The sequence below is a fragment of the Actinotalea ferrariae genome, from assembly GCF_019733465.1.
GTDB classification, from domain to species: domain Bacteria; phylum Actinomycetota; class Actinomycetes; order Actinomycetales; family Cellulomonadaceae; genus Actinotalea; species Actinotalea ferrariae_A.
Window position 1 is genome coordinate 1 of the sequence record NZ_JACVQL010000299.1, and the last position, 4,606, is coordinate 4,606.

A 4,606-nucleotide genomic window follows, 5' to 3' on the forward strand; every position below is an offset into this window, starting at 1 on the left:
GTCCTGTGGCCGGCGGCGCCCGGCGCGGCGGCGGGTGCGCTCGACCCCGACGGCGCCGCGCGCGGTGTCGGGCCGGACGACGGCGCGGGGCTCGAGAGCTCGGCGGTCAACGACGCCAGCCTGGTGCTGCGCCTGAGCGCTCCGGACCTCGACGTGCTCGCGCTGGGCGACGTCGAGCCCGCGGCGCAGGAGCAGCTGGTGCGGCAGGCGGATCTCGGCGGGGTCGACGTCGTCAAGGTCGCGCACCACGGCTCCGCCCACCAGTCGCGCGCGCTCGCGGAGGAGGTCGGCGCCGCCGTGGCGCTCGTCGGGGTGGGGGCCGAGAACACCTACGGGCACCCCGCGCCCGCGACCGTCGACCTCTATCGCGACGCCGGGGGACTGGTGCTGACCACCGACCGGTGCGGTCCGGTCGCCGTCGGCGGCGGGCGCGGGCGGCTCGAGGTCTGGGCGTCGTGCCTGTGAGCGGCCGCCCGGGCGTGACGGACCTCCGTGGCAGGCTGTGCGCATGCCACCCGCCGCCCGTCGCAGCCCCGCCGGAGCCGGGTCGGGCGTCCCCTGGGACCAGGCCGAGCTCGCCCCGGTGGTCCTCGTCACCGGGTCCGAGGCCCTGCTCGCCGAGCGTGCCGTCGAGCGTCTCGTCGCCCAGGCCCGTGAGCGCGAGCCCGAGGTCGAGATCACGCGCCTGGAGGGCGCGGCGTACGAGGCGGGGCGCCTGCGCGTCGCGACGAGCCCGTCGCTGTTCGACGAGCCGCGGGTCGTCGTGCTGACGGACCTGCAGGCGGGCACCGAGGAGGCTCTGGCCGACGTCGTCTCGTACCTCGCCGACCCCTCGCCCGACGTCTGGCTGGTGCTCCAGCACGGGGGCGGCAACCGCGGCCGGAAGACGCTGGACGCGGTCCGGGCCGCAGGGGCGGCCGTGGTCGCGTGCGAGCCGCTCAAGCGCGACGCCGACAAGCATGCCTTCGCCGTCGGCGAGCTGCGTCGGGCCCGCCGCAAGGCCGAGCCCGCCGCGCTACGGGCACTCCTCGAGGCCTGCGGCGCGGACCTGAGGGAGCTCGCCGCGGCGTGCCAGCAGCTCGCGGCCGACTCGACCGGCACGGTGACGCTCGAGCTCGTGACCCGCTACTACGGCGGTCGCGTCGAGGCCACCGGCTTCCGGGTCGCCGATGCGGCCGTCGAGGGCCGCGCGGGTGAGGCCGTCGCGCTCCTGCGCCACGCGATGGCCACGGGCACGGACCCCGTGCCGCTCGTCGCCGCGCTCGCCGCGAAGCTACGCGTGCTCGCCAAGGTCGGCGCGGCGCGCGGACGCGGGCTCGACCCGATCCGTGACCTCAACCTCGCGCCGTGGCAGGTGGACCGCGCGCGGCGCGAGCTCGCCGGCTGGACGCCGGAGGCGCTGGCGACGGCGATCTCGGTCGTCGCGTCGGCGGACGCCGAGGTGAAGGGCGGGAGCCGCGACCCCGCCTTCGCCATCGAGCGGGCCGTCCTGAGGGTCGCGTCGGCGCGACGCTGACCCTGTCGCCGTCGCACGCCGTCGCGCGTCGACGGGTCGTCCGGCGCTGCCCTGGCATGCCGGCGTCGGCAGTCACGGCATCCTTTACTCACACGACGAGGACGTCGCCAGCAGGTCGAGGTGTGCGGAAAATCACCCGCAGCACTTCGACCACCTTTCTATGCATTTGTGCCAAAAGGTCGCCACGAATTCGTCAAATTCGCTGGTGAAAGGGGGTGCATAGCGGGAGGAATCCTGTCATAGTCGTCGTGACAGGCCACCCTTTCAAGCATGAGGAGCACCACCGTGAACCGCATCGTCAAGACCCTCGCCGCCGTCACCGTCACGCTCGGCCTCGCCGTCGTCGGCCTCCCCTTCGGCTCCGGCGGCGTGAGCACCATGTCGGGTGTCGGCAGCACCGGCTGCTGCAAGGTCTGACCTGCTCGGACCGCCCGCCGCTCTCCGGGCTCCGCCCCCCGAGCCCCCCGTCCGAGCCGGCGGCGAGCGCTCACCGAGCTCTCGCCCGCTGGCGATCGCGGCCCACGGCGCCGGACGTCACCCAGGCGGGTGACGTCCGCGCCGGCGAGCGGATTTCATCCGCCCGAGGGACTGCCCTGGGCCCCGTGTCAAGGTTAGAGTGACGAACTGTGACAGAACTCTCCGAACGTCTTCGCGTGGAACGAACCCGTGCGGGCCTCTCCCAGACGGCCCTCGCCGGCGAGGACTTCTCCCCGAGCTACATCTCGTTGATCGAGGCCGGTCACCGCGTCCCGACGGACGCCGCGCTGGCCGTGCTCGCGCGGCGCCTCGGGACGACGGCGGAGTACCTGCGCTTCGGCGACAAGGCGCCGAGCGAGGAGCGCGCCCGCCTCGAGATCGGGTTCGCCCGCCTCGCGCTGGCGAACGGCGCCGCGGAGGAGGCACGTGACCGACTGCTCGCGCTCGACGTCACCACGATCGCGCCGCGCCACCACGTCGAGGCGCTGCACACCCTCGCGCGCGCGCACGAGGCGCTCGGTGAGCTCGACGCGTGCGTCGCGGTGCTCGAGCCGCTGCTCGCGGACGCCCGTGCGGACCGGCGCTGGCTCGAGACCGCCGTCATGGGCAGCGACCTCGTCGCGGCCTACCACGAGGCGGGCGACCTCGGGCACAGCATCGCCCTCGGCGAGCAGCTGCTCGAGGAGGTCGAGTCCGCCGGCATCGGCGGGACGGACGAGCACCTGCGCCTCGCGGCGACGCTCCTGTGGAGCTACTACGAGCGCGGGGACCTGCTGTTCGCCGCCCACCGTGCGTCCGAGCTCATCGCGCTCGCCGAGGCCAAGGGCACCATGCGCGGCCGCGGCAGCATCTACTGGAACGCCTCGCTCGTCGCGGAGGGCCGCGGCGACTTCGCCGAAGCCCGGCGCCTGACCGAGCGTGCGCTCGCCTACCTGAGCGAGGGGGCGGCCAGCCGCGACGTGCCGCGCCTGCGCCTGCACTACGGCTGGCTGCTGCTGCGGTGCTCGCCGCCCGAGCCCGACGCGGCGCTCGTGCAGCTCGACCACGCGGCCGAGGAGCTCGCCGTCGTCGGGTCCGAGCTCGAGATCGCCCGCTGCGACTTCGAGCGCGGCCGCGCGTACCTCATGCTCGGCGACGCCGACCGCGCCGAGGACCTCGCGACGGCAGGCCTCGCACGCCTGGGCGACCAGGCGGCGCTCGACGTGTCCAACGGCCACATCCTGCTCGGCGACGCCTATGCCGCGCGCGGCGACGTCGAGCGTGCGCGCGAGACCTACCAGTGGGCCGTGGGCCGCCTCGCGATGATGTCGGCCGGGCGGATGGCCGCGACGGTGTGGCGGTCGCTCGGCGACCGGCTCCTCGCCCACGGCGATGCCGCGGGCGCCGCGCACGCGTTCGACGCGGCGCTGCGGGACGCCGGGATCCAGCCGACTGCGGTGCCCGCCGCGGTGGTCACCTCGCGCACGGCGGCCGGGTTCGGCGAGGCCGCGAACGCCTGACGACGCGGGCAGGCCGGTCGGCAGGGGGGACCGGCCCGCACGCGACGTCGCGCGACGTCGTGCCCGACCACGTCGGCTGCCGCACGACAACCTGCCGCACGACGACGAACGGCGCCGTCCCCGAGGGGACGGCGCCGTTCGTGTACGTGCGTGGCCGCCGGTGCGGCCCGTCGCTCAGAGGGAGGCGACCTGCTTGGCGAGCGACGACTTGCGGTTCGCTGCCTGGTTGGCGTGGATGACGCCCTTGCTGGCCGCCTTGTCGAGCTTGGTCGTCGCGACGCGGAGCGCCGTGGCGGCCGCGTCCTTGTCGCCTGCGGCCACGGCCTCGCGGACGCGACGGACGTGCGTCTTGAGCTCCGACTTCACGGCCTTGTTGCGCAGGCGCGCCAGCTCGTTCGTGCGGATGCGCTTGATCTGGGACTTGATGTTCGCCACGTGTGTTGACTCTCTTGTGCGTTTCGCCGGAGCGAATCTGACAGGTCGTAGAGGGCGCGTCCGGCACCGGGACTGGGGCGTGGGGACACCCTCGGAGAGGCGCTGGACGAGTGCCCGCCGACCTGGGCGGACACGCGAAGGTCGATGCTACCAGGCGCGGGCCTCGTTCGTGGCCCGTAGCGCCGGGAGCACCCCCGCGCGCGTGCTGCGCCGCAGGCTCAGCGCCGGAGCGCCGCCGCGACCTCGTCGAACCGGGCCCGGTCGAGCACGGCTCCCTCGCGGCGGACGTCACCGGGGGCCAGGCGCACCACGCGGTCGAGGCGCACCTCGCTGGGTCGGCGGCGAGGGTCCCACTCACCCGCGCCGAGGTCGAGCCACACCTCACCGCGTCGCCCCGGGCGGGCGTCGTGGTCGCGGCTCGAGAGCATGAGCCCGAGCAGCCAGGGGCCGTCGTGCCCGACGACGAGCACCGGCCGGTCCTTGCCGCGGCCGTCGCCCTCCTCGAACGGGACCCACGCCCAGACGATCTCGCCGGGGTCGGCCTGCCCGTCGAGGTCGGGTGCGTAGGCGGGCCGCAGCCGTCCCGTGAAGTCGCCCGGGTACGCGCCGTCCGCGCGACCTGCGCCCGCGACGTCGCCCCGCCGCGCGCCGCTCCCGCCGCGCGCACCCACGGCCGAGC

General features: G+C 75.2%; 6 protein-coding genes. 4 read left to right on the forward strand and 2 right to left on the reverse strand.

All coding sequences use genetic code 11. The annotated features are described in order from the left end of the window. The 4 genes from ICW40_RS18250 to ICW40_RS18265 form a co-directional block, all read left to right on the forward strand. A partial coding sequence (locus ICW40_RS18250) for a ComEC/Rec2 family competence protein (protein ID WP_374199184.1) occupies positions 1-465 on the forward strand: 465 nt, incomplete at its 5' end. 43 nt (positions 466-508) lie between these two features. Then, positions 509-1,516 carry a DNA polymerase III subunit delta gene (gene holA / locus ICW40_RS18255; RefSeq protein WP_221655424.1) on the forward strand — a complete coding sequence of 336 codons (1,008 nt, stop codon included), beginning with the start codon at positions 509-511 and terminating at the stop codon, positions 1,514-1,516. Between the two features lie 270 nt (positions 1,517-1,786). Further along, on the forward strand, positions 1,787-1,933 hold the full coding sequence (locus ICW40_RS18260; RefSeq protein ID WP_221655425.1) for a hypothetical protein: 147 nt from the start codon (positions 1,787-1,789) through the stop codon (positions 1,931-1,933). A 236-nt stretch (positions 1,934-2,169) separates the two neighbouring features. After that, complete coding sequence (locus ICW40_RS18265; protein WP_374199185.1) at positions 2,170-3,492, forward strand: helix-turn-helix domain-containing protein; 1,323 nt, start codon at positions 2,170-2,172, stop codon at positions 3,490-3,492. Positions 3,493-3,666: 174 nt separating this feature from the next. On the opposite strand, the gene rpsT is transcribed toward ICW40_RS18265, so the two are convergent. Continuing rightward, a complete protein-coding gene (gene rpsT, locus ICW40_RS18270) occupies positions 3,667-3,927 on the reverse strand; it encodes a 30S ribosomal protein S20 (protein ID WP_221655427.1) in 261 nt (86 codons plus the stop codon). A 218-nt stretch (positions 3,928-4,145) separates the two neighbouring features. Beyond that, positions 4,146-4,598, reverse strand: coding sequence for a type II toxin-antitoxin system PemK/MazF family toxin (locus ICW40_RS18275; RefSeq protein ID WP_221655428.1), 453 nt, complete (start codon positions 4,596-4,598; stop codon positions 4,146-4,148). Positions 4,599-4,606: the final 8 nt, after the last annotated feature.